Source organism: Alteromonas sp. W364 (assembly GCF_031846205.1).
Classification (GTDB): Bacteria; Pseudomonadota; Gammaproteobacteria; order Enterobacterales; family Alteromonadaceae; genus Glaciecola; species Glaciecola blandensis.
The window spans coordinates 22,737-46,375 of sequence record NZ_JAVRID010000004.1 but is presented as its reverse complement, the minus strand read 5'-3'; the positions used below and the strand labels follow the sequence as shown (position 1 = coordinate 46,375).

Annotated in this window: 20 protein-coding genes; 5 read left to right on the top strand and 15 right to left on the bottom strand. The window is 43.5% G+C overall.

Translation table 11 applies throughout. The features are described 5' to 3' along the window. Positions 1–2 precede the first annotated feature (2 nt). Complete coding sequence (purL, locus tag RM556_RS07420; RefSeq protein ID WP_311374298.1) at positions 3–3,884, bottom strand: phosphoribosylformylglycinamidine synthase; 3,882 nt, start codon at positions 3,882–3,884, stop codon at positions 3–5. Positions 3,885–4,124: 240 nt separating this feature from the next. Between purL and mltF the strand changes: the two genes are divergently transcribed. Together mltF and RM556_RS07410 are read left to right on the top strand one after the other, a co-directional pair. After that, a complete protein-coding gene (gene mltF, locus RM556_RS07415) occupies positions 4,125–5,627 on the top strand; it encodes a membrane-bound lytic murein transglycosylase MltF (protein WP_409220069.1) in 1,503 nt (500 codons plus the stop codon). Positions 5,628–5,987: 360 nt separating this feature from the next. Then, complete coding sequence (locus RM556_RS07410; RefSeq protein WP_311361534.1) at positions 5,988–6,140, top strand: hypothetical protein; 153 nt, start codon at positions 5,988–5,990, stop codon at positions 6,138–6,140. A gap of 137 nt (positions 6,141–6,277) precedes the next feature. Here the strand turns inward: RM556_RS07410 and tadA are convergent, their stop codons facing one another. Next, complete coding sequence (gene tadA / locus RM556_RS07405; protein WP_311374297.1) at positions 6,278–6,778, bottom strand: tRNA adenosine(34) deaminase TadA; 501 nt, start codon at positions 6,776–6,778, stop codon at positions 6,278–6,280. 459 nt (positions 6,779–7,237) lie between these two features. Here tadA and RM556_RS07400 point away from each other — a divergent pair, with 459 nt between their 5' ends. Both RM556_RS07400 and RM556_RS07395 read left to right on the top strand, forming a co-directional pair. Continuing rightward, the gene (locus RM556_RS07400) at positions 7,238–7,480 is read left to right on the top strand and encodes a hypothetical protein (protein WP_311361532.1); all 243 of its coding nucleotides are present in this window, start codon (positions 7,238–7,240) and stop codon (positions 7,478–7,480) included. Further along, on the top strand, positions 7,481–8,455 hold the full coding sequence (locus tag RM556_RS07395; RefSeq protein ID WP_311374296.1) for a M14 family metallocarboxypeptidase: 975 nt from the start codon (positions 7,481–7,483) through the stop codon (positions 8,453–8,455). Positions 8,456–8,513: 58 nt separating this feature from the next. On the opposite strand, the gene ylqF is transcribed toward RM556_RS07395, so the two are convergent. Both ylqF and RM556_RS07385 read right to left on the bottom strand, forming a co-directional pair. After that, entirely contained in the window at positions 8,514–9,509 is a 996-nt protein-coding gene (ylqF, locus tag RM556_RS07390; protein ID WP_311374295.1) for a ribosome biogenesis GTPase YlqF, read from the bottom strand. Positions 9,510–9,610: 101 nt separating this feature from the next. Next, on the bottom strand, positions 9,611–11,584 hold the full coding sequence (locus tag RM556_RS07385) for a cation:proton antiporter (protein ID WP_311374294.1): 1,974 nt from the start codon (positions 11,582–11,584) through the stop codon (positions 9,611–9,613). A 290-nt stretch (positions 11,585–11,874) separates the two neighbouring features. On the opposite strand from RM556_RS07385, the gene RM556_RS07380 reads away from it, so the two are divergent. Continuing rightward, positions 11,875–12,810: a GGDEF domain-containing protein gene (locus tag RM556_RS07380; RefSeq protein WP_311361528.1), complete on the top strand. Its 936-nt coding sequence runs from the start codon at positions 11,875–11,877 to the stop codon at positions 12,808–12,810. A gap of 41 nt (positions 12,811–12,851) precedes the next feature. Here the strand turns inward: RM556_RS07380 and RM556_RS07375 are convergent, their stop codons facing one another. The 11 genes from RM556_RS07375 to fabZ all read right to left on the bottom strand — a co-directional run bounded on the left by RM556_RS07375 (position 12,852) and on the right by fabZ (position 23,535). Beyond that, a complete protein-coding gene (locus RM556_RS07375) occupies positions 12,852–13,622 on the bottom strand; it encodes a M48 family metallopeptidase (RefSeq protein ID WP_311374293.1) in 771 nt (256 codons plus the stop codon). Beyond that, positions 13,600–13,998 carry a TM2 domain-containing protein gene (locus tag RM556_RS07370; RefSeq protein ID WP_311361526.1) on the bottom strand — a complete coding sequence of 133 codons (399 nt, stop codon included), beginning with the start codon at positions 13,996–13,998 and terminating at the stop codon, positions 13,600–13,602. The genes RM556_RS07375 and RM556_RS07370 overlap by 23 nt, the downstream gene beginning before the upstream one ends. 20 nt (positions 13,999–14,018) lie before the next feature. After that, positions 14,019–14,243, bottom strand: a complete 225-nt coding sequence (gene yidD / locus RM556_RS07365) for a membrane protein insertion efficiency factor YidD (protein ID WP_311361525.1) — start codon at positions 14,241–14,243, stop codon at positions 14,019–14,021. Continuing rightward, positions 14,236–14,460 carry a DUF4177 domain-containing protein gene (locus tag RM556_RS07360; RefSeq protein WP_311361524.1) on the bottom strand — a complete coding sequence of 75 codons (225 nt, stop codon included), beginning with the start codon at positions 14,458–14,460 and terminating at the stop codon, positions 14,236–14,238. Before RM556_RS07360 ends, yidD begins: the two co-directional genes overlap by 8 nt. Positions 14,461–14,592: 132 nt before the next feature. Next, positions 14,593–15,975: a tRNA lysidine(34) synthetase TilS gene (tilS, locus tag RM556_RS07355; RefSeq protein WP_311374292.1), complete on the bottom strand. Its 1,383-nt coding sequence runs from the start codon at positions 15,973–15,975 to the stop codon at positions 14,593–14,595. A 54-nt stretch (positions 15,976–16,029) separates the two neighbouring features. Next, a complete protein-coding gene (gene accA, locus RM556_RS07350; RefSeq protein WP_311361522.1) occupies positions 16,030–16,986 on the bottom strand; it encodes an acetyl-CoA carboxylase carboxyl transferase subunit alpha in 957 nt (318 codons plus the stop codon). Between the two features lie 48 nt (positions 16,987–17,034). Next, positions 17,035–20,454: a DNA polymerase III subunit alpha gene (gene dnaE / locus RM556_RS07345; protein WP_409220068.1), complete on the bottom strand. Its 3,420-nt coding sequence runs from the start codon at positions 20,452–20,454 to the stop codon at positions 17,035–17,037. A gap of 45 nt (positions 20,455–20,499) precedes the next feature. After that, complete coding sequence (rnhB, locus tag RM556_RS07340) at positions 20,500–21,144, bottom strand: ribonuclease HII (protein WP_311361520.1); 645 nt, start codon at positions 21,142–21,144, stop codon at positions 20,500–20,502. Then, on the bottom strand, positions 21,141–22,286 hold the full coding sequence (lpxB, locus tag RM556_RS07335) for a lipid-A-disaccharide synthase (protein WP_311361519.1): 1,146 nt from the start codon (positions 22,284–22,286) through the stop codon (positions 21,141–21,143). Before lpxB ends, rnhB begins: the two co-directional genes overlap by 4 nt. A gap of 30 nt (positions 22,287–22,316) precedes the next feature. Beyond that, a complete protein-coding gene (gene lpxA / locus RM556_RS07330; protein ID WP_311361518.1) occupies positions 22,317–23,087 on the bottom strand; it encodes an acyl-ACP--UDP-N-acetylglucosamine O-acyltransferase in 771 nt (256 codons plus the stop codon). A 1-nt stretch (position 23,088) separates the two neighbouring features. Continuing rightward, positions 23,089–23,535: a 3-hydroxyacyl-ACP dehydratase FabZ gene (fabZ, locus tag RM556_RS07325; RefSeq protein WP_311361517.1), complete on the bottom strand. Its 447-nt coding sequence runs from the start codon at positions 23,533–23,535 to the stop codon at positions 23,089–23,091. Positions 23,536–23,639 lie beyond the last annotated feature (104 nt).

Below are 23,639 nucleotides of genomic sequence, written 5' to 3'. Positions count from 1 at the left end.
TTTTAGCCAACAAATACACGCGCGTTTCTAAACATGCGCATCCATGGGCTATCTTCTTTCCAGTCATCTGGTCGCCAGGAATTACTAACCGCCCTAAACACACGTTCAGGGTGAGGCATCATGATCGTACTTCGTCCATCAACCGACGTTAAACCTGTAATGCCCTGTGGGGAACCATTTGGGTTTGCCGGATAGTCGCTGGTCACTCTGCCGTAGTTATTAACATAGCGCAGTGCTATTTGACTGGCATTTTTCAGCGCGGCTATTTGATTGTCAGCTTTAAACTCAGCACGACCCTCGCCATGAGAGACGGCAATGGGCATTCTTGACCCTTGCATACCTGATAAAAGAACCGAAGGCGAATCAGCCACTTCGACCATCGCTACGCGTGCCTCAAATCGTTCAGACTGATTAGTCACGAAATGTGGCCAATGTTCTGTACCAGGAATGAGTGATTTCAGATTGGATAGCATCTGGCAACCGTTACACACACCCAACGAGAAAGTATTATTTCGCTCAAAGAAAGCTTTGAAACTTGCTTTCACTTCTGGATTGAACAAAATTGATTTCGCCCAACCTTCTCCCGCTCCTAAGACGTCACCATAACTAAAGCCACCACAGGCAACCAAGCCAGCAAAGTTATCCAATGAGCGCCCATTTAACATGTCGCTCATATGCACATCGATTGGCGTAAAACCTGCCCGGTGAAAAGCCGCAGCCATTTCAACATGGGAGTTCACACCTTGCTCACGCAAGATAGCGACCTCAGGCTTAGCGCCTGTGTTGATATAGGGGGCGCTCACATCTCGATTGATATCAAAATGTAATAGGCTGTGTAAACCTGGGTCTTCAGAATCGCCTTTGGCTTCGTGCTCTTGGTCAGCACAATCAGGATTATCACGCAGCTTTTGCATTGCATGAGTAGTGCTTGCCCACAATTGACGGTAAGCAGTACGCGTGTTTTTAACTAACAACTCACCATCTTTGCTGACACATATATTGTCAACATCGTTTATTTCACCGACTTTGTGAATACAGCCCTCAAGACCAAACTGCTGGGCTACTGAATGGAATGCTTCGTAATCAGTTTCTCGAACCTGCACTACACCGCCAAGCTCTTCGTTAAATAAAATAGACGCAGCATCGTTACCTAAACCGCTAATATCTAACTCAATCCCTTTTTTACCCGCAAAGGCCATTTCAGCTGCCGTCACAAATAACCCGCCATCAGAACGGTCATGATAAGCAGCAATTAAGCCCTTACTCACAAGCTCTTGCATGAATAAGAAATAGGCTTTTAGTTTGGCAGGATCATCTACGTCTGGCACGTCTTTACCTAATTTTCCGTAAACTTGAGCTAAACACGAACCGCCCATACGATTCTGTTTATTACCCAAATCAATGAGGTACAAGCTAGACTCAGAAGCGGTCTCTCGCAATTCTGGCGTCACCGTTTTGCGTACGTCTTTTACTGCACCGAAAGCGGTAATGACCAGCGATAATGGAGACGTAACCGCCTTATCTTGACCATTGTCTTGCCATGCCGTTTTCATCGACATCGAATCTTTTCCAACAGGAATAGTCAAACCAAGCTCTGGACATAGCTCTTCACCGACCGCCTTCACTGCAGCATATAAACCAGCGTCCTCACCAGGGTGAGTTGAAGCGGACATCCAGTTAGCAGATAATTTAATTCGCTTCATATCACCAATATCAGTACCTGCAATATTGGTTAATGACTCGGCAACCGCGAGTCTGGCCGACGCAGCATGATTAAGCAATGCCACCGGTGTGCGCTCCCCCATACTCATCGCTTCGCCTGAGTAGGTATCGAATGCAGACGTTGTGACAGCGACATCAGACACTGGAACCTGCCATGGACCAACCATTTGGTCTCTGGATACCATACCCGTAACAGAACGGTCACCAATGGTGATCAAAAACGTTTTATCAGCAACCGTTGGTAGTTGAAGCACGCGCTCTATCGCTTCTCTTAAATCAATATTCTGTGTATCGAAAGTGTCGCCATTTGCTGTAGAACTCTCCACATCTTTGCTCATTTTTGGTGGCTTACCTAAAAGCACGTCAAGCGGCATATCAATCGGTTTGTTGCCAAACTTTGCATCACTGAGAGTCAAGTGCTGCTCTCTTGTCGCTTCACCTACAACCGCAAATGGTGCTCTCTCTCTCTTACAAATCGCTTCGAATGTTGCTAGGTTTTCAGGCGCTACAGACATTACATAACGTTCTTGTGATTCATTGCACCATATTTCTAATGGCGACATACCTGGTTCATCATTTGGTACTTCACGCAGTTCGAACACACCGCCGCGCTCACCATCGTTAACGAGTTCAGGGAATGCATTGGATAATCCACCCGCACCAACGTCATGGATGAATTGAATTGGATTCTCGTCACCTAGTTGCCAGCATTTATCAATCACTTCTTGACAGCGTCTTTCCATTTCAGGGTTTTCACGTTGCACAGATGCAAAGTCTAAATCGGCGTTACTTTGTCCAGATGCAACTGAGGATGCTGCGCCGCCGCCCAAACCAATATTCATTGCTGGGCCGCCTAAGGCGATAAGTTTTGCGCCAACCGTTATTTCACCTTTTTGGATGTGGTCCTTTTTAATATTACCTAGTCCGCCTGCGAGCATGATCGGCTTGTGATAACCACGTACTTCTTTCCCATTAAAACTATCAACTGTTTGTTCGAATGTGCGGAAATAACCTAGAATATTTGGGCGTCCAAATTCATTATTGAAAGCGGCACCACCTAGCGGCCCCTCGAGCATAATATCCAGAGCAGTCACTATCCGCTCAGGTTTACCGTAAGCGACTTCCCAAGGTTGTGAGAGACCGGGCAAATTCAAGTTTGAAACAGAGAAACCAACCAAACCTGCTTTTGGTTTTGAACCTCGCCCCGTTGCGCCCTCATCACGAATTTCACCACCCGAGCCAGTCGCTGCGCCTGGAAATGGCGAAATCGCAGTTGGGTGGTTATGCGTTTCAACCTTCATGAGAATATCGATATCTTGTTGATGATAGTTATATTCACCGGTGTTCGCGTTTGGATAAAAACGACCGGCATGCCAACCTTCCATCACAGCAGCGTTGTCTTTATAAGCTGAGTGGACAAAGTCTGTTGACACTTCATAAGTGTTTTTAATCATTTTAAATAATGACTTTTCTTGCTTCTGGCCATCAATCGTCCAATCTGCATTAAAGATTTTATGGCGACAATGTTCGCTATTTGCTTGTGCGAACATATAAAGCTCAATGTCGTTCGGGTTGCGACCCAATTGAGTAAAGCTATCAAACAAATAATCTACTTCGTCTTCCGCTAGTGCTAAGCCTAAAGAGATATTGGCATCAATTAAGGCTTGTTTACCCTGTTCTAGAATGGGAACTGATGTGAAAGGTTTCGCTTCAGTCTGAGCAAACAGGACACTAGCGCTCTCCAAATCATTAAATACAGACTGCGTCATACGGTCATATAATGGTGAAGCTAATGTCGTTATTTCCAATTCGCTTTGCGTCGATACGTAAAATGCAATACCACGCTCTAATCGTTTTATTTTGGTCAAGCCGGCATTTTTGGCAATATCTGTTGCTTTTGAAGCCCAAGGGGAAATGGTACCCGGACGAGGCGTCACAATAACTAAACGACCAGCAAGGTCTAACTTTTCGGAGCTTGGTCCGTAAGTAAGTAATTGTTCCAGAACGCCTAATTCCTCAGCGTCTAATTCACCTTCAACGTCAGCAAAATGAACGTATTGTGCGCTTACATTCTGCACTGGCAGACCAAGATTAGCGTATTGCGCTAATAACTTTTCTTGTTTAAACGATGAAAGAGCAGAAGAACCGCGAAGAATTAACATAGTAGATACCAATTATTAGGGTTGCACGTGTGGTAATGCAACCAAAGGCTAAGGACAGCAATTGGCGCAGAATTATAGAGGAAAATGCGGCACTTGATAAGTGATTAACAGAGGAGAATTTTGCTTTTTTGCAATAACTTACTGGATGCCGCAGTAAAATTTAGTCACAATGGCCTTATGAAGAAATTTAGCTCACCCAGAATACCCTCTAAACCACACCTAAAGTGGTCTTCATATTCTGTGCCTGAATTTCGTAAGATAAATGCGTTCGGCAAATATTGCCTGAGATTATGTATCACTTTTTCAACGCTTCTTTTTATGAGCAGTTGCTCTCAACCGCAGCATGCGTCCTCGCTCAGCAGTATTTTACAGTCTGGCGTACTAAAAGTGGGCTCAGTGTATGGCAGAACAACTTATTATAATGGTTCCACTTCTCCCGAAGGCTTTGAGTATGAACTCGCCCAAGGTTTTGCTGATTACCTTGGTGTACGATTAGAAGTTTACCCTTACTATTCTTATCGTGAACTTCTACCCCAGTTAGAAAACAAACAAGTCGATTTGATTGCTGCCAACGTTACCATGACAGAACAACGCAAAGAGCGTTATCGTTTTGGCCCAGCTTATCAGTCGGTGAATTTCGAACTGGTTTATCGAAAAGGGCGAAACCGCCCTCGTGACATTCAGCAATTAGAGGGTGACCTGACCATTGTGGCAAATGATTTTTATCGCGAACCCTTAAGCGTCTTTACACAAAGCGACGAACTTCCGTTCTGGCAGGAAACCGACGAAAAAGATATTGAAGAACTTTTAGAAATGGTGTCTGAAGACGAGTTAGATTACACCATCTCAGATTCGAATATTTTAGCCGTAGCTAGACGACGGTACCCCAATTTAGGGATCGGTTTTTCAGTAACAGATACCCTGCAAATAGGTTGGCTGTTAAATAAAGATACCGATGACTCATTGCGTGCTGCGCTAATCGAATACTTTGGCTCGCTTCAAGCAAACGGTCAGTTAAGTGCTTTAGAAGACAAATACTTTGGTCACGTAAAGTCCTTTGACTACGTCGATACCCGTGCGTTTATGCGTGCAGTCGATAAAACGCTGCCAACCTACAAAGAACTATTTGAAGCTTATGCTGGTGACAATGACTGGCGTTTATTAGCCGCAATGAGTTACCAAGAAAGTCATTGGGATCCGAAAGCAAAATCACCCACCGGTGTTCGCGGCCTAATGATGTTGACCTTAGCGACAGCGAAAGACATGAAAGTAAAATCGAGACTGGATCCTGAGCAAAGTATCAGTGGCGGAGCTCGCTATTTAAGCAGTCTACTCCGACGCATACCCGCTAGGATTCAATCACCTGATCGCATATGGATGGCACTTGCTGCTTATAACGTCGGATTGGGGCATTTAGAAGACGCTCGAAAAATCACAGAAAGACAGGGCTATAACCCTGACCTCTGGGTAGATGTGAAGAAGCACTTACCCTTACTTCGCCAGAAAAAATTCTATAAATCTACACGCTATGGTTATGCTCGCGGTGATGAGGCAGTTAACTATGTTGACAACATCCGTCGTTACTATGATACTCTAGTGTGGTTAGAGGATCAGACGCAATTGCCAGAGATCGCACCAGAATTGCCACCTGAAATCAATTCACCACCGTCAAGCCAGAAAACTGAGAGTGAAAGCGACGCTCAATCTCAAACAGATTCAGATAGTTCAACTTCGTCCAATTGATAAACGTCAAAAGAGATTCTTTGGCGCTCTGTTGAAAATCGCGAGCGCATCCTCATTCATATAAGCTTAATTATATGGTCACAAAATTGTCACCAACTTGGACTATAACTTGCTTATATCTTTCGAGTATTCGTCGCAACAACCAAGTCACAACGACCAATATGAGAGACGAGCTATTTGTGGCAAGAAACAAATAGTCTGGAAATAGAATTGAACAGGCAAATGACATTATTTGGAAATAAATGAAACTTATTAACGCCTAGTGCGTTCTAATAGCACGAATTTAAAAGAATTTTTAAAACATAAAAGAAAACTACTGAAGTCGTCGGAACTTCAGACAAGACAGAAAAGAGGTACAATATGAAAAGAAACAAAAGCTTTAGCTCAGGTAGAAGATTAAGAGCAAGTAACCAACGTAGAATGCTATTAAAGAGAATGCATCAGAAAGTCATGCAACGTCGTAAACAATTTGCCATCACCGAGCTTGCTGAACAATGGAGTGAAGCCTGCTAACCCTAGCGCCCACTTACTCTCATTCAAAGTACTCTCATTCAAAGATATTCGGCACTGCTAACATTAGTGCCCTTGCCGCCAGTAAACTCAATGCCAATGGCTACCTGAAACGTAGTCAAGTTGGCACATAGGCCACCTCACTCACCTAGATGTTTTTGCTGCTTTTTTTGGGCTCTTCTACGCTTGAAGAAAGCAGATATCTGCGCACTACACTCGGCTTGTAAACAACCACCTTCGACCAACACTTGATGATTTAAACCTGCATGATTAGTGATATCCATAACACTACCGCTTGCTCCTGTTTTCATATCATAAGTGCCAAAAACAAGGCGCTTAATCCTGCCATGCACTAAAGCCCCGGCACACATCGGACACGGCTCCAGCGTTACATACAAGGTAGCATCAAGCACACGATAGTTATTCACATTTACTGCGGCTTCGCGTAGGGCTATCATTTCAGCATGCGCACTTGGATCATTTAATGAAATGGACTGGTTATAACCCTCACCGATAATGATACCGTCCAAGACAATCACCGCCCCTACTGGGACTTCGTCGATAGCTTCTGCTTTTTCGGCAAGCTCAATTGCTCTAGCCATAAACACTTCGTCTTGTTTTAATGCTTGAATTTCGCTCATAAGCCCTTGATATAAATATAATAATGTTAGTTTTGTGAGATGAATTTGAAGCTCAGCGCTGATTATAGCGAATTACTCGGTGTTGTAATAATAAAACGTATAATAAGAGCTATTACGAAACGCACAATATATCGTTTAACATCCTATGCCTTAGTTTGTACATCTAACTCCTTTTTGGTCAATTTAACCAATAAACCCAATAGAAACGAACCACTGAAAATATAAGCCATTGTTATTACTTAACTTTTCTTTTGGCAAAACTTTTGCTTGCTAAGATTTGAAAACACACAAAAGACGAAATTGAGACAAAGAATAAAAAGATATGCGAGCTATTACTGCTTTCGCTTGTCAGCCATATTTTGGAATGTTAGTTTTGCTAAACATTCTTGTTGGTACAATTTCGCGTGGCGCGCTTTTTAGCTAGCGCGGTATACTTTGACTATTTTAAGGAGAAACAAGATGAACTTAACGGCTATTATTATTGTTGCCATTTGTGTCGGTGGTATAACGAGTATTATCTCAACCCTATCCGACAGAAAGAAAAAAGAAGCCAGCGCGCTCAGCAAGAAAGAAAAAAATGAATTGCTCAGTCAAATTGAGGTGATGAGCGAGCGAATCGCTACCCTAGAGCGTATTGTGACTGACGAAAAATACTCATTGAACAAAGAATTTGAAAACTTAAGAAAGGATCCTGCCGCTTAAATGACTGATGCATACCCTGAATACTCGATTGGCACGCCTGGTAAACCTTGGACAGAGAAAGATAAGCAAGCTTGGTTAGATCAACAATACCAAAAGCGTTCTTACTTTGATGAGGTCGCTGACCCCTTAAACCAACTGAGAAGTGAAGGCTTAATTTATGAGTTAATAAACTACGGTACTCTTCACTATCAATCGTTGAGCTTAAGTGACGGAGCAAACCAAGGAAGTGCCTATGCTGATTATCCATTGTATTGCGCTGTTATCGGTGAGCATCAAGCTGGACTACCCAATATTTTAGTCACCGGCGGTGTTCATGGTTATGAAACCAGTGGGGTGCAAGGTGCAATTGCTTTTATTCGCGATGCTGCCTCAGCGTACAAAGGAAAAGCAAATATCATTGTCTTGCCATGCCTAAGCCCTTGGGGATATGAAACGATTAATCGTTGGAACCCTTTTGCACTAGATCCTAATCGCTCCTTTATTGAAAATAGTCCAAGCCAGGAAGCAAAACTGGCTATGGCGTGCGTTGCAGCTTTAGAACTTCCACTCAGTATGCACATTGACTTGCACGAAACTACCGACTCTGACAATACAGAATTTCGTCCGGCGTTAGCAGCACGTGATGCCATTGAACAAAAGGTGTGGGACATTCCTGATGGTTTTTACACTGTCGGAGATACAAGTCGACCCAAGCCTGACTTTCAACGCGCTATCATAAAGGCTGTTGAGTCAGTTACCCACATTGCTTTAGCAGATAAAGACAATAAAATTATTGGGGCTGATGTAGAACAGCATGGTGTGATTAATTATGACAAAAAGTCATTACACTTATGTGGTGGTTTTACAGATGCGCCTTACGTTAGCACAACTGAAGTTTATCCTGACAGTCCAAACGCTAACGACGAAATATGTGCGAAAGCGCAGGTCGCAGCCATTACTGGGGCAATCGAGCACGTGTTGAGCCAGTTGTCTTAGTATCTATCAACAACCACGCCCTGCTCTAACACACCATTGCGCGACTGATTAACTGTCATTACGTTTTTCGTCGCGCTCTATTTTCCATTCGTTTTTCTTCACGCTTTTCTTTTTTATCTTTTTTATCTGGCGTCAGCGAGCCATCCTTGAAACGCTGCTTTCGTTTTTCTTTGTCTGCGAGCTTTTTGGCGGCTACCTCTGCCATCTCTCGTTTTTCTTCAATCAGCATCTCAGGCGTTTCTAGGGTAATACGGCCCAGTTTTCCCGACCTCAACTCATTGATAAGTACTTCACAAATCTTATGCAAATTAACACGACCACCTGCCATCAACGCGCCGCGCTTCGATGCCGCCATCTCTAAGAACGCTAGTTCGGTGTCTGGCACAAAATCGAGGCGGTAGCGGTCTTGCATCAAATCAGGATAAGCTTTTATCAAATAGTCTGCCGCATAAAAGCCTACGTCATCGTATTCCATTGCAGTGTCTTTGACGGCACCCGATGCTGCTAAGCGATAACCGGTATTCGGATTTTCGAGCTTCGGCCAAAGTACACCCGGTGTATCAAATAAAACGATGCCGCTCCCAAGATTGATACGTTGTTGATTTTTGGTTACCGCAGGCTCGTTGCCGGTTTTCGCGATAACACGATCAGCCAAGATATTGATCAGCGTCGACTTTCCTACATTTGGTATGCCCATAATCATGGCATTGATCGTTTTTACCGATGCATCTTTTTGAGCACAGGTTTTGCGGATTAACTCGATTATTTGCTTGGTTTTAGCTGTATTATCTGTAGAGGTTGTAAATGTTTTGACGCCTCTTTCAGACTCCAAATGAGCCTGCCACCTAGCGGTGATCTCGGGATCAGCAAGGTCTGACTTATTGAGTATTTTCAGAACGGGCTTATCTCCCCTAATCTTTGCAACTTCAGGGTTTTCGCTAGAATATGGAATTCGTGCATCTAACACTTCAATGAGAATATCAACCTGGCTTAAGGCCTCTTTAATCTCTTTAAGCGCCTTGTGCATGTGCCCTGGGAACCAATGAACCGCCACGGAAAATCTCCTCACTAATGAATAATGGGCGTAGTTTACTTTATTTGAATAGGATTATTGGAAAATTTTGCATCATATGGCCGATTTATAAAACATCGCGCTTATTTGCCATATAACAAATAATGCTCAATTCGCTCAACCCGTCTTGGCTTCCCAGAAATAACCAATACGTCATTCGCTACGATCAGCGTGTCGGCTTCCGGTGATTCAATCTCGTTATTATTGCGCCGAAGTCCTGTCACTTTGACGCGTCGACGCTCAATATCTAGTTCACTGAGTGTTTTATTCACCGCATAAGCATCGCTGCCAATCGCGACCGCATGCATGAATTCAAGTTTGTCTTTTGTACCGTAAGTGATTTCGGTAGTTTCACCTGGAAAAAAGCCATGCATATGCTGATAGCCTTTCTTCCGTTCATTGCGCACACGCTTTAGAATGCGTGACATCGGGACTCCTGCGCTATGCAAGACTTGAGACACAAGCATTAAGCTACCTTCTTGTATTTCAGGAACGACCTGAAGTACGCCTGCGGCATAAAAATCTTCAGACTGATAATCTTTTCGCGTTCTAACGACTATGGGTAGGCCCGCTTTCAAATCGGTAATAACATTCACGACTTTCAGCGCTTTGTCGTGTTGATCGAAAGTAATTAACGCAAGTTGCGCCTTAGCTATACCCGCAGATTTTAGTAAGTCTCGTTGGCAAGCATCACCAAACATGACACTTTCGCCCGCAGAACGGCTTTCATGCACTCTAACAGGGTCAAAGTCGATAGCAATGTACTTAATACCTTCTAACTTCAGCATTCTAGCGACAGACTGCCCCACCCGACCAAAGCCCAAAATTAAGACATGATTTGATAAACTCTCAGAACTGATGTTCGGTTGTACTTGTTGAGCATGAACAAGTGCATCGTTAGGGGCAATCCAGTTCGCGAACCTACCACTTTGAGTAATCAGCCAAGGCGTAATAGCCATACTTAGCAGTCCAATACTGATGACCATAGAAGACTGTTCACTGGTAATCACGCCGTTTTGTGCCGCTAAAGCCGCAATAACAAAGCTAAACTCCCCAAGTTGCGCTAGCTTCATACCTGCTGCCCAAGCATCTTGTTTGTTACTCTTGAATAGAATAGCGCTAAACCATACAACCACCGTCTTTAATACAACGAGTACAACCAAGCCAACAATGACCCAATGAAATTGACTAATGAAAACATTCAGCTCTAACTTCATCCCGACAGTAATGAAAAATAGACCCATTAGAATATCTCTGAATGGTCTTATATCTGCTTCGAGTTGATGACGGTATTGCGACTCACTGAGCATCATGCCAGCAAGGAAAGCACCTAGCGCCATTGACAAACCAAACGCATAGGTCGTCCCAGCAGCTAACAATGCAACTAATATCGTCGTTAACACAAATAACTCGTCCGTGCGGGTCCGAGCAACTTCATTAAACAGTTTTGGTAATAACCAACGCCCCATCGACAGCAGCAATACAACGACGACAACACCTTTAAATAAAGCCAGAAGCATGGCCGCGCCGATACTTTGTTCAGCGCTTTCAGCCAGTAGAGGAATGACGATTAAAAAAGGGACAACGGCTAAGTCCTGAAATAGCAATATACTGACTGCCATTTGCGAGCGTGGCGTATTTAATCGTCCCGCATCATCAATTTGTTTAATGACAATTGCGGTAGAAGAAAGAGCAACCATGCCACCGATAATGATCGCAGTGCTGAGTGTTTGCCCAAAGAGGAGTGCGATAGCAGCAAACAGCACTGTCGTGATCAACATCTGTCCTGCTCCCACCCCAAATACAAGATTGCGCATGGCGACAAGCTTAGGTAGTGAAAACTCCAGCCCCAAGGAAAATAGCAAGAATACAATACCAACCTCAGCCAAGAGATGCATTTGTTCAGGATCTGAATACATTGAAAGGACCTGAGGGCCAGCCACTACCCCAACGGCTAGATAGGCCAAGATAGCGGGCAAATTGATGCGCTTAAAGCTCCATACCAAAAGTACTGACAAAGCCAACAGCGCAATGACATTAATAAACGTCGAATCCAAATGAGTTTCCTTTAACAATCAAACTGTACTGTGGCTTTTCAGCTGAAAAAAAACAGCACATTTAAAAATAGGCACAAAGTTTGCTTTACTCTACTTAAGTATGATTAGCACAGTAGTTAAAACGGCATATCGCGGCTTACAGAGCAAGCATCATAGATATTGGCACAAAAAACATACCCAATATAGCGATTAAATCAATCTATCCGTCAATAAGCTGACGAAAGTTTGAAAAAACACTGTGTATTGATCATGAAGTATTCATATTTAAAGAGATCTATTTGGAGTAAACAATGGATATCCTTGCAGTAAAAGACACTAATGGAACTAAGGATAGTCCAGCGATAGAAACGCGCGCCGTAAAGACCTTCGAGTTTGATGGCGAAAGAGAAAGTCCTATGTTATCTACCATTGAATCGTCGAATATAATGCGCACTATGTTGCAGTCAATTGACTTGAATGAGTTAGTTGATAGCTATTTTGATTTATTAAAAACAAAATTACCGTGCACAGCGATAAAAATTAGCTTTGCCAATCAAGTATTGTCTTTTGGCAAAAGCACGAATACCGCTCGTAGTATGAAGATATCTCTCGACTACGGCCATCCTTTCGGTGCTCCTCAGCATGCACAACTCGCATATGTATTTTCCAAGGTTTTGTCGCCCGTTCAGCGCAAACTTTTGTCTGAAGTACACGCAATCTATGCAATGGGTTTAAAGCATGCTTTGGAGTACTACCGAATTAAACAGTTAGCAACGAAAGACATGTTGACGGGCTTATATAATCGCTCTCACTTCAATGATTCTATTCAAAAGCTAATGAGTATGAGCTTGCGAAGCGAGCAAGGCTTCGGTTTATTAATTCTGGATTTGGATAACTTTAAACAAGTAAATGACAAATATGGCCACCAACGTGGTGACGATGTCCTTATTGAGTTTGCAGACTTATTACAATCTTGCTTACGTGAATCTGATCATGCCTTCCGCTTTGGTGGTGACGAGTTTTGTTGCTTGCTGCTAGATAGCGATGGTGCCGCGAACAAACGTGTTGCGAAACGAATTCAACAAGCCATTAAAAAGAACCCAATGTTATCTCATCTTGATGTGTCTAGTAGTGTGGGGGCAACAACCTTCCGCCCAGACGATACGCAAGACAGTTTATTTAAACGTGCAGATATGGCTCTGATTGATGCGAAAGGCTTGGGTAAAAACTTGTTTAAAGCAGCCTAAGGCTGCTATTGCGGAGCAGCAAGTGCGTGGCAAATACTTGCCTACATAGCGAGTTTGATTTGCCGTATTTGCTCAATACGTTGAGGTAAATCAGGGTGACTGCTTAGCCATGTAATGCTCATTTGGTCATTGTCCGCATCGCCACTGATGCTGCTTAGGATTTCTTCCAATGACATTGGGTCCTTCGCCCCTTGCAATAAGGCATTGACGGCAAATGCGTCAGCTTCTAGTTCCGCATCTCTACTATATTTCAGGTCAGTGCCGAACACTGCGCCTTGAACTAAAATCTCCCCCATTGCGCCTACATCGCCGAACAGTACACTCAACGATACACTTAGCAACGATGACTTGATAAGACCTTCCAAGCCATGGTTTTCCTCTACATGTGCTATCTCATGCAATAACACAGCTGCGATTTGTTCGTCATTAGCAGCAAGTTCAATGAGTCTATCTGTCAGCACGATTGTGCCATTTGGCAGGGCCATTGCATTTGCAATACCGTCCCATGCTCGAAACACGAGTTGGTAGGCGCGTCCGGATTGAGCATTCTCCGCGACTAAGCTTGAAAATAAATGCCTTAATCTATCTTGCGTTTCTTTCGGAATGTCGGAAGGTGAAAACCCCTCCTCGTCCAAACCTTCTAGGGTCATCTCATCCAAAAACTCAACAATGCTTGGTGGCACTTTCTTCGCGAGCTCAGTAGATACATAAGGAACAATCACAAATACCGTTTGATAAGCCAATACTGCAATGACTACAACGATACTGAGGCTAATGTATAGCCAGTTCTTAGCGTCTTGGTTCGAATTCAATATGGCTACTCTGATCGTAAACTTCTGCCAAAGCTTGTTTCATTACATTGTTATTATATTCATAAACAATTTGCTGGCTTCTAAATAGCTGGGGAAGCTCAATCAACACAACGAGTATAATGATGAAAATACCGATTGTTGATATGGTCGCTAGACCAATAAGCATGACGACAAGGTTAAGTAGGCCACGTCCAGTTTTACCTAAATAAAAGTGATGAATACCTGCTGGTAAAAACCAATTTAGTACTGCATAGGTATCTGGATCTTTCACTAATTTTTGTTCAATTTGGTAGTAAAGCTTCTTATCTTCAGGATGCAACTCTGCCACATTGTTGCGTAGACTATTTTCTTCTGCTTTGAGTTCTTCCATGTTCATGAGTAGTGGCCTAATAGTAATTATTTTAAAGGATCTGGCTTGATACAAATACAGTCTGGATCTGAGCACCGTCTAATGCGTTGCCAACCTAATTTGGTGCCCTTCATCACCCCATATTTCGATATTGCTTGATGCGTATATTCGGAACAAGTGGGGGTGAAGTTGCATTCAATACGAAACAATTGCTTCGAGCCCCCCATTCGCTGATACCAGCGAATGGCACTCAAAGCAGCTTGCTTAAGCATTCGAACGACCTAAAGTTAAGATCACTGCCTCTCTACTCCAGAAAAGCATGAAACGCTTGTTTTCAACAACTTGGAAAACCAACTGCCAACCGTCAGCGGCTTCAGCATTTAAAGTTGATTCAAGTTTTTTTAAGGGTAAGCCACTTGAGCCTAAGAAAATTGTACCGCAACCGCCTTCAACAACGTGAATCACTTTATATTCATCGTACTTTATCATTTACATCTTCCTTTTTGATTGTCGTTTTGTTTAGTGTAAACAAACTGAGACAGTCTATGTTACCCATATATGGCAAGATTATTCAATCGAAAATTATGTTCTAATTTTCAATGATGTAGCGACAGGAGAGCTTTATAAAAGGATAGCCGCTATATCTCCGTCAAATTCGACAATCGGCACACCTAGTCGCTGCCATTCTGGCACTTTGGCTTCTTTCATCCATGCTTTCAGCGTTTTACTCGGACGTTGAGCATTTGGTTTAAAGCGGCGAGATAAGTCGCCATAACTCACTGTTAATTTGGTACTTGTCACAGGTAACTCAAGGTGCCAGGTTTGTGAATCACTGCCAGTTCGTGCAAAGGAAAGGTAAGCAATCATCAAGGTGTTTTCCTGAATCGAAAAGCGTAGATCCCCCACTTGTTTATCTTCTTTTTTTAAGTCTATAACGGACAAATGCAGTGTGGGTAGCGCTTGCTCAATGATCTCATGATTAGCAATCATGAGTAGTATCATGCGATCACGTCTGCATTGATGCGTTTTTAACAGCACTTTTCCATTTTTATCTTCATTGGCTTGTGCTAATTTCAGGATCTCTGTCACTTGCATTGCGCTAGGGCTTTGACTCAAAAAACGAGATAACCAAAGGCGCAGCACTTCTCTTTGCATCGCAATAGGTAAGACCAATAGGGCTCGACATTGCAGTCCTCCCTCTTCACTCAACACATTTGAAAGAGCCTCAGCTGCCATTGCTTCGACTAGTTCAGTTTGACTCGCACAGTGCTGAGCGCTGCGCGCAATCGTATGAGTAATTTGAGGCCACTTCTCTGTTAGTAAAGGCATCAGCTTTTGGCGCAAAAAATTACGGTCGTATGAGATATCCTGATTTGATTCATCCTCTACCCATTCTAAACCTGCAGCCTGTGCATAATCTAAAATATGGGATTTCGACACACCATTGTTTAGCCAAGGACGAGCGTACTGTACTGAGTTAAGTGAATTCTGAGCGGTCTCCGAGGTATTTACAGTAAGTCCATCACCTGACAGAGTGAAGGTCTCAGCCATTGCGCTGAGCCCCTTTGGTCCTGCCCCGCGCTTCAGTTGAAGCAATACCGTTTCAGCCTGATCATCTTCATGTTGCGCAAGGAGCACTGTCGTTCCAGGCTTCGCGAGTTGATTAATTGCCGCGTAACGTGCGTCACGAGCAAGTGACTCTAAACTTTTTCGAGGCTGCTTCTGAACGTTCACATGCGCAGTTTGCAATGAAACCGATAAGTCATTACAAAGCTTTGTACAGAAATCTAACCAATCATCGGCATTGGCACTGATACCATGATGAATATGAATTGCGGCTATGTTTATCTGCGGGTTTGTTTGTTTTAATTTGCAGCAGGCGTATAGCAAGACGACAGAATCAACACCACCACTTAGGGCGACAGTGATATCTTGTGGTTTATGGTGAAGTTTGCCGAATAGAAAGTCAGCAAGGACGCTTTCGATATGACTCAAAGAAGACATGGCGTTTAGCTCCCTAGCCTACTTGAGTCATATTCGATGTCATAGAAGGATCGTTTAACAATACCCGAACGACATTAATCGTTCGTAGCGTTCTTCTAAAAGCGTTTCTGTTGGCAAAGTCTGAAGTTGTGCCAATTGTTGCTTGAGCACTGCTTTCAAATTAGCCGCCATACCATCATGATCGCGATGCGCTGCACCTAGAGGCTCTTCGACAATGGTATTGATTAGACCCAACTCTTTAATTTGTGGTGCGGTTACACCCATTGCTTCAGCAGCAACAGACGCTTTGTCGGCACTCTTCCATAAAATCGAAGCGCAGCCTTCTGGCGAGATAACCGAGTAAGTACTGTATTGCAACATATTTACTCTATCACCAACACCAATAGCCAAAGCACCTCCAGAACCACCTTCACCAATAACAGTACAGATAATCGGTACAGTCAACTCGGCCATCACTTTTAGGTTCATCGCAATTGCTTCGCTTTGTCCACGCTCTTCAGCGCCGACACCAGGATAGGCACCTGGGGTGTCAATGAAAGTAATAATGGGTAATTTAAAGCGCTCGGCCATGCGCATAAGACGCAAGGCTTTACGGTAGCCTTCTGGCTTTGGCATACCAAAATTTCGTTTGATCTTTTCTTGTGTATCTCGGCCTTTTTGATGACCAATAACCATGACAGGTACATCATCAAGCTTCGCCAAGCCGCCAATAATTGCTTTGTCGTCTGCATAAGCTCGGTCACCCGCTAGCTCGTCAAACTCATTCAACATTTTATTGATATAATCTTGGGTATAAGGGCGCATTGGATGACGAGCAATTTGAGAAATTTGCCAAGCCCCTAGGTTAGAAAAGATTTTCTTTGTCTGTTCTGCACATTTTTCTTTCAGTTTTCCAATCGCCTCTTCAATGCTCACATCGAATTCGCCGCCTTGGTTAACAATGCGCAACTCTTCTATTTTGGCTTCTAGCTCTGCAATCGGCTTTTCGAAATCCAAAAAATGTCCTGTCATGTTTTATCCTAACACCTTATAAAGCATTGCCTAATGGCTACAATACTTTTAATTAAATTCTAAGTTAACGCGTTCACTGCCCAGTACATGGCGCAGTTCAACTAGTAATTGTTCATCTGGTTCAATGTACCATTGCGCATTTGCTGCAATGGTTACCTCTGCATCTTCATGTTCTACATGAATGTGCAAAGGACACGTCCCATTTTTGTAATCTTGCATAATACCTTGCACTTTAGCGACTGTTGACAAAGTACACAACTTTTCTGGGATACTAATTTTCAATTGTTTGACGTATTTTGCTCGCGCTTGAACAATCGTTAACACTTCTTTAGCGTTTATTGTATTGCCACCGGAAAATTCATCAAAGCTGACCTGTCCTTTAACCCACAATAAATTGTCTGAAACAAGCACCGATTCGTACTGCTCATACATATCGGGGTAAAACCTGACATCCATTCTGGCTGATTTATCGTCTAATGTCACAATTCCCCATCGGCGACCTTTTTTATTAGTCATGACTCTCACGCCTAATACAAGGCCTACCGTGCTAACAAACTGGTCACGATTCGTTGGCGTTAAATCTGCTAGGCGGCCATCTGAGTATTGTCTAATCTCTTTTATATACTGATTGATCGGGTGACCGGTTAAATATAGTCCAAGGGTTTCTTTTTCACCATCTAACCAGACTTTCTCGGACCATTCAGGCACATTAGCAAAGGCATTGCTTACATCTTCATCGGATTCAATCTGCACCCCGAATAAATCGGCTTGCCCAGCCAACTCTGCTTTTGCGTGTTGAGATGCTGCGTCAAGCGCATCTTTAATACTGGCCATTAAAGCCGCACGATGTGGACCTAAGTTGTCCATTGCGCCACTGAGTACTAATTTTTCAAGCACCCTTTTGTTGACTCGCTTAACATCCACTTTCGCACAAAAATCAAACAGGTCCTTAAATTGACCTTGTTGTTCTCTTGCTTCGATAATTGCTTCGACAGGGCCTTCACCTACCCCTTTAATCGCGCCAATACCATACACAATCTGACCTTCAGCATTTACCGTAAATTTATACTGACCTGCATTCAAATCTGGCGGCAGAATATCTAGCCCCATGCGACCACATTCGTCGACCAAAGTCACAATTTTATCGGTGTTATCCATATCCGCTGACATTACAGCAGCCATGAACTCTGCGGGATAGTGTGCTTTCAACCAAAGCGTTTGGTAGGACACCAGTGCATAAGCAGCAGAGTGTGATTTGTTAAAGCCATAACCGGCAAACTTCTCAACCAAGTCGAAGATTTTAATAGAAAGGTCGGGATCAATGCCATTGTCTGCAGCACCTTGTTCAAATGAGGCTCGCTGTTTTGCCATTTCTTCCGGCTTTTTCTTACCCATCGCACGACGCAACAAATCAGCACCACCGAGCGAATAGCCAGACATAACCTGAGCAATCTGCATCACCTGTTCTTGATACAAAATAATGCCATACGTAGGCTCTAAGATTTCCTGTAGACATTCGTGCTGATATTCAGCGTCAGGATAAGAAATAGCTTCTCGGCCATGTTTTCTGTCGATGAAGTTGTCTACCATGCCTGATTGCAATGGACCAGGGCGGAACAAAGCAACTAAAGCAATAATATCTTCAAAACAATCTGGCTTCAGGCGGTTAATCAGATCTTTCATCCCCCTGGATTCAAGCTGGAAAACCGCTGTTGTCTCGGCGTTTTGCAATACTCTAAAACTCTTCGCATCGACAAGAGGAATTTGGGTAATATCGATATCTTTGCCCTGTACCTCTTTTACCATATCAATAGCCCATTGAATGATAGTCAATGTGCGCAGGCCCAAGAAATCAAACTTCACCAAGCCGGCAGTTTCAACATCGTTTTTATCAAATTGGGTAACTGGGTTTGAACCTGTATCGTCACAGTATAAGGGCGAAAAATCTGTGATAGTGGTGGGTGAAATAACCACACCACCAGCGTGTTTACCTGCATTTCGGGTCACGCCCTCAAGTATTCGAGCAGTATCTATCAGGTCTTTAACTTCTTCATCGGCATCATATAACTCGGGCAAGCGAGGTTCTACAGCAAAGGCTTTCTCGAGCGTCATGCCAGGATCGGGTGGCACGAGTTTAGAGATTCGATCAACAAAGCCATAGGGATGCCCTAAGACGCGACCGACATCACGAATAACCGCTTTAGCCGCCATCGTTCCAAAAGTAATAATTTGTGATACTGCATCTCGTCCATAAATATCAGCAACATGATCGATCACCTCATCACGACGGTCCATACAGAAATCGATATCAAAATCAGGCATAGATACCCGTTCAGGGTTTAAGAATCGCTCAAAAAGAAGGTCGAACTCTAATGGGTCAAGATCTGTGATATCGAGTGCATAAGCCACTAAGGAGCCAGCACCAGAGCCACGGCCAGGCCCGACCGGGATATTGTTGTCTTTACTCCATTGGATAAACTCCATGACGATCAAGAAATACCCAGGAAAACCCATCTGGTTGATTACTTTCAATTCTATTTCTAAACGCTCATCATACTCAGGGCGCTTTTCTTTGCGTTCGTCTTCATCAGGGAACAGCTTCAATAAACGCCGTTCTAAACCTTCACGAGACACCTTCACTAGGAAGTCTTCAGTCGTCATATCGCCAGTTGGAAACTGCGGCAAGAAGTACTCACCTAAAGTCAGTTCAACGTTGCAACGCTTGGCTATCTCGATCGTATTCTCAATAGCCGACGGTATATCACTAAACAACGCAACCATTTCGTCTGCACTGCGCAAATACTGTTGGTCACTGTGCCTCTTAGGACGTCGTTTATCTTCTAATGTATAACCTTCACTAATACAAACGCGCACTTCGTGTGGCTCATAACCCTCAGGATCGTTAAAACACACTTCGTTAGTGGCAACCACCGGCAAGTCATGCTGCTCAGCCCACTCTACAGCACGATGGATATAATCCTCTTCGCCATCGCGGCCTGTTCGAATCAATTCAATATAATAATGATCGGGAAAGTGCTTCTGGAAAAATGCCGTAATATTCTCAGCTATTGCTGTATTATTCTTAGTAAGAGCAATACCAAGATCGCCCGCGAGCGCTCCTGACAGAACAATTATCCCTTCAGCATGCTCAGCTAACCACTCTTCTCGAACCACTACTTTGTACTGTACATGGCCTTGCTTGTATGCCTTAGAAATGATTTCAGTAATGTTTTTGTAACCTTCAAGGCTTCTCGCCAACAAAGTTAAACGGGTTATTTCATCTGGGAATTGAGAAGATAGCAACCAGATATCGCAACCAATAATCGGCTTAATACCTTCCGCAAATGCAGTGGAATAAAACTTTACCAGACCACACATGTTCATTTGGTCAGTGATGGCTACCGCAGGCATATTTAAGGCCTTGGTTTTTGCTAGGATCGGTTTTACTTTATTCAAACCGTCTTGCATTGAAAAGTCACTGTGAACTCTTAAGTGTACAAAGGGTGCTGACACTTATTTTACCTCATCCTGTAATTCGCCTTGCCAACGTAAAAGCACGTTTTGCACAGGCTTGAAACTTGTTCTGTAACATGACAATGGGCCATGTTCATCTAATGCGGCTAAATGCGCTTTGGTCGGATAGCCTTTGTGGGCCGCAAAACCATAGTTCGGATAGCGCTGATCTAATGCAATCATCTCTTCATCTCGCGCAACTTTGGCAATAATAGATGCTGCAGATATTTGCGGAAAAAGCGCATCGCCTTTTATTACTGCATCGCAAGAATAAGACCAGTTAGGGCAACGATTACCGTCGACTAGCACATGCTCGGGTTGCACATGCAGACCCGCTACGGCACGTTCCATTGCAAGCATCGTGGCATGCAGAATATTAAGTTGATCTATCTCTTCAACTTCTGCCCTTCCGATACTCCATGATAACGCGTTTTGTTTAATTAGTGCGGATAATTCAGTACGTTTTTTTTCGCTGAGCTTTTTGGAATCAGCTAGGCCGATAATGGGCTTACTAGGGTCTAAAATCACCGCCGCTGTAACAACGGCACCCACCAAGGGACCGCGTCCGACTTCGTCTACGCCTGCAATGAATTTATAGGGTGCCAAAGATGTTTGCAGAGCAGCTAAATCTTGCTGTTTTTTCATACTTCTATCAGGTCCGCAATCGCTTTCGCCGCCTGCTCATCAGCATGTAATTGCAGGTTGCGGTGTAAGTCTGTAAATCGGGCTATGAGTGCACTGTTGTCTGATTTCAATAAGGCCGAAATATATGAGGCCATATTTTCAGGATTCACATCTTCTTGTAACAACTCGGTAACCAGTTCTTCATTCGCGAGGATATTAGGTAAAGAAAAGTAATCTGGCTTATATAAACGCTTCATGATCATATGCGTTAGCTTCGACATCTTGTACGCGACTAACATTGGCTTTTTACACAACATGGCCTCTAAAGTCGCAGTGCCTGACGCAAGTAATACCGCATTTGAAGCTATCATGACGTCACGAGCAGAGGAGCTTGTGACAATAGATTCCATCTTCGTATCTAAGGAAACGAGTAAGTCTTTTATCTGTCTCTCTCTGGCCTCATTGGCTGCAGGAATCATTACCTTAAGCTCTGGTATATCTTGCTTAACAAGGGCTGCCGTAGCCATAAAATCAGGAAGAAGGCTATCCACTTCTCTCGCTCGACTACCAGGAAGAATAGCTAGGACTTGATCTTCTGAACTGAGGCCAAATTGCTCTCGCATAACTTGTTGGTTTGGCTCCAAGGCAATGCTGTCTGCCATGGTATGTCCAACATATTGGTAAGGCACTTGATATTTCTTATAGATATCCGCTTCAAAAGGGAAAATACCAAGCACAAGATGCGTGGCTTTCGCTATTTTATGAATACGCTTCTCGCGCCAAGCCCAAACGGTTGGACTGACGTAGTGAACTGTTTTAATGCCCTTTTGTTTTAGTTTGGTTTCCACGCCTAGATTAAAGTCTGGCGCATCCACGCCAATGTAAATATCAGGCGGATTATCGATAAAGTGTTGGGTCACTGTTTTTCTGATATGCAATAAACGAGGAAGGTGCTTTAAAACTTCGACAAGCCCCATGACTGACAGTTCTTCCATGTCGAAAAGAGAGTGCAAACCAAGCGCTTTTAGGTTTTTACCGCCGATACCTTCAAAAATAGCATCTGGATATCGTTTTTGTAACTGCGCCATAAAACCAGCAGCAAGCGTATCGCCAGAGGGCTCGCCTGCCACAATCCCAATTTTGAGCGGTTTTTGTGTTGTCATTGGTTTACTAGACCTGCAAGTAATTGCTATTTAACGCACGATCCCGCGTTTTGAACTGGCAACAAAATCAGCCAATATCTTCACTTCTGCGTGAGTCTCTGCCATCTCGTTGAGTAAAGGTAATGCTTGGTCTGTGGTATTTCCATTTCGATAAATAACTTTGTAGGCGCGTTTTATCGCCATAATGCTATCTGAAGTGAAGCCTCTGCGTCGCAAGCCTTCGCTATTAATACCTTGGGGAATGTGCTTAATGCCGCTAACCATGACATACGGAGGAACATCTTTTAACACAATTGCGCCGCCGCCAGTAAAAGCGTGAGACCCGATGTGACAAAATTGGTGAACTGCTGTCATGCCGCCCAGAATCACTTGATTGCCGACGTGAACGTGGCCAGCTACAGTGCAGTTATTGGCAAAAATGTTGTCGTCACCTACCATGCAATCATGTGCAAGGTGAGTATTCACCATCAACAAGTTTCTGTTGCCTATTTTGGTGATACTTTGATCTTGCGTCGTACCGCGGTGGATAGTGCAAGATTCACGAAATACGTTATCGTCACCAATTTCTAGGTAGGTTGTTTCACCAGCATATTTTTTATCTTGGCAATCTTCACCGATAGAGCAAAACTGAAAGAACACGTTATTGCGACCGATTTTGGTATCGCCCTTTACAACAACATGGGATGTAAGGACACAATTGTCACCAATTTCGACATTTTCGCCTATGTAGCAAAACGGTCCAATTTGTACGTTCTTTCCGATTTTTGCAGATTCAGCTATCACTGATGAAGAATGGATCATATTACATATCTCTCATTGCACACATAAATTCAGAACTACACACTTCCTTGCCGTCTACTGTGGCAAGACCTGAAAACTTCCAGATACCTCGGCGTTCCTTGATGAGCTCAACTGTGTATTCAAGTTTGTCACCAGGTTCCACTGGGCGTTTGAAACGTGCCTTATCGATGCCTGCGTACAAATACAACTGGTCGCTATTGCCCATGGTTTTAAAACCAAGTACACCAGCAGCTTGAGCCAATCCCTCTAATATCATAACACCCGGGAAAATTGGTTGACCTGGGAAGTGCCCCATAAAACAAGGTTCGTTAAAGGTAATGTTTTTGTAGCCTTTAATCGATTTACCTAGTTCATAGTCTGTAATGCGATCAACAAGTAAAAATGGATACCTGTGAGGTAATAATTCCATAATTTCTTTTATATCGATGGTGTTGAGTGAGTTAGCCAAAATTTCTCCTTTACCGCAAAAAGGCATTTTTCGCCTCCATGCTGTCACTTTGTTGTATTGCCTGTCAAATAAGGCTTCATAAGATACGCTTTTAACCGACAAAA

What these genes read in the sequence shown, in the direction of transcription:
- purL (WP_311374298.1), bottom strand. Translation starts at nt 3,884, where the DNA reads ATGTTAATTCTTCGCGGTTCTTCTGCTCTTTCATCGTTTAAACAAGAA.
- RM556_RS07410 (WP_311361534.1), top strand. Translation starts at nt 5,988, where the DNA reads ATGAAAAGAAACAAAAGCTTTAGCTCAGGTAGAAGATTAAGAGCAAGT.
- tadA (WP_311374297.1), bottom strand. Translation starts at nt 6,778, where the DNA reads ATGAGCGAAATTCAAGCATTAAAACAAGACGAAGTGTTTATGGCTAGA.
- RM556_RS07400 (WP_311361532.1), top strand. Translation starts at nt 7,238, where the DNA reads ATGAACTTAACGGCTATTATTATTGTTGCCATTTGTGTCGGTGGTATA.
- RM556_RS07395 (WP_311374296.1), top strand. Translation starts at nt 7,481, where the DNA reads ATGACTGATGCATACCCTGAATACTCGATTGGCACGCCTGGTAAACCT.
- RM556_RS07380 (WP_311361528.1), top strand. Translation starts at nt 11,875, where the DNA reads ATGGATATCCTTGCAGTAAAAGACACTAATGGAACTAAGGATAGTCCA.
- RM556_RS07370 (WP_311361526.1), bottom strand. Translation starts at nt 13,998, where the DNA reads ATGAACATGGAAGAACTCAAAGCAGAAGAAAATAGTCTACGCAACAAT.
- yidD (WP_311361525.1), bottom strand. Translation starts at nt 14,243, where the DNA reads ATGCTTAAGCAAGCTGCTTTGAGTGCCATTCGCTGGTATCAGCGAATG.
- RM556_RS07360 (WP_311361524.1), bottom strand. Translation starts at nt 14,460, where the DNA reads ATGATAAAGTACGATGAATATAAAGTGATTCACGTTGTTGAAGGCGGT.
- tilS (WP_311374292.1), bottom strand. Translation starts at nt 15,975, where the DNA reads ATGTCTTCTTTGAGTCATATCGAAAGCGTCCTTGCTGACTTTCTATTC.
- accA (WP_311361522.1), bottom strand. Translation starts at nt 16,986, where the DNA reads ATGACAGGACATTTTTTGGATTTCGAAAAGCCGATTGCAGAGCTAGAA.
- dnaE (WP_409220068.1), bottom strand. Translation starts at nt 20,454, where the DNA reads ATGCAAGACGGTTTGAATAAAGTAAAACCGATCCTAGCAAAAACCAAG.
- rnhB (WP_311361520.1), bottom strand. Translation starts at nt 21,144, where the DNA reads ATGAAAAAACAGCAAGATTTAGCTGCTCTGCAAACATCTTTGGCACCC.
- lpxB (WP_311361519.1), bottom strand. Translation starts at nt 22,286, where the DNA reads ATGACAACACAAAAACCGCTCAAAATTGGGATTGTGGCAGGCGAGCCC.
- lpxA (WP_311361518.1), bottom strand. Translation starts at nt 23,087, where the DNA reads ATGATCCATTCTTCATCAGTGATAGCTGAATCTGCAAAAATCGGAAAG.